Below are 1,251 nucleotides of genomic sequence, written 5' to 3'. Positions count from 1 at the left end.
TCATCGACGTCTTCTCCCGCATGGTCGTCGGCTGGCAGGTCGCCACCAGCCTCTACACCGACCTCGCCCTCGACGCCCTCGAGATGGCGATCTGGCGCCGCCGGCACACCGGCACCGACCTCACCGGCCTCACCCACCACTCGGACCGCGGAGTCCAATACCGCGCTCTGCGCTACACCGAACGCCTGGAACAGGAAGCCGCAGTCGCCTCCGTCGGCTCCAAGGGAGACAGTTACGACAACGCCCTCGCCGAGGCATTCAACAGCCTGTTCAAGGCCGAGCTGATCCGCAACAAGGGCCCATGGACCGGCATCAACGACGTCGAGATCGCCGTCGCCGAGTACATCGACTGGTTCAACCAGCGCCGCCTCCACGGCGAACTCGGACACCTCCCACCCGCCGAGTACGAGGCACTCCACGCAGCAACCCCAGCACCAGAAACCGTCCTGGAAACCAGCTAACCCACCGTCCACCAAACCCGGGGCTTGACATGGCAGCGGCGATGGGAGCCTTCCACTCGCTGTGGGAGGAGGTGGCCGAGGACGACGTCGTGTGGGTGGACGAGCATGTAGGCCACGGCAATTTCCGGACCTGGGCGAAGCTCACCTCGCACCTGACCGCCGAGATCTACGGCAAGAGCCGTGCGGTAGTGGACCGCCGGATGCTGGAGCGGGCCTGCGCACGGCTGATCGGGCCGCTGTGACCGGCGCTTCCGAGCCGGGAGAGGGCGCTTCCCGCTCCGGCGTGCACGGGGACGGCGCGGACGCGCGGGGAGGCCTGCCTTCTTCCTCTCTGTCGGCGCTGCGCGGTCCTGCCGTGCGCCGGCTGCTCGCCCTGCGGCAGGAACAGAAGTTGACCTCTCGTCATGTACGGCTGATGGCCGACTCGTTGGAGGTGACCGAGCGCACGGTGTGGCGGTGGCTGGCCGCCGCCGAGCGTGACGAATCCGCGGCCGCGGAGCCCGGGGCACGGGCCCAGAGCAGGGACCGCTTCACCATCACCCCGGAGGTGCGCCGCCTGCTGGCCTTGTGGAAGGGCAACGTCGCGGCAGTCCATCGTGAGCTGACCGCTCGCGCGGTCAAAGGTGAGGCAGAGCCGCCTCCGTCGATTCCGACGCTGCACCGTGCGATCCGCCGGGATCTGACGCCGGGGGAGTGGGCCGGGCTCGCGGGAGGGGAGCGGGCGGCGCGCCAGCATGATGTGTTCCTGGCCCGGCCGCGGGGCTGGCGTAACAAGGTGTGGGAGACCGAC

At 69.2% G+C, this 1,251-nt stretch carries 2 protein-coding genes and 1 pseudogene; all 3 read left to right on the top strand.

Annotated features, from left to right (window positions below; genetic code table 11):
* Positions 1 to 461 (top strand): integrase core domain-containing protein (locus ABZT03_RS44610; RefSeq protein WP_356050076.1); only part of this gene is annotated, 461 nt, incomplete at its 5' end.
* Between the two features lie 29 nt (positions 462 to 490).
* On the top strand, positions 491 to 703 hold the full coding sequence (locus ABZT03_RS44605) for a hypothetical protein (RefSeq protein WP_356050075.1): 213 nt from the start codon (positions 491 to 493) through the stop codon (positions 701 to 703).
* Positions 704 to 816: 113 nt separating this feature from the next.
* A pseudogene (locus tag ABZT03_RS44600) lies at positions 817 to 1,251 on the top strand (transposase); the annotation flags it as partial.

This window comes from Streptomyces sp. NPDC005574, from assembly GCF_040605435.1.
In the GTDB taxonomy this organism is placed as follows: Bacteria; Actinomycetota; Actinomycetes; order Streptomycetales; family Streptomycetaceae; genus Streptomyces.
The sequence above is the reverse complement of the archived record's forward strand: the minus strand, read 5'-3'. Positions and strand labels throughout refer to the sequence as shown.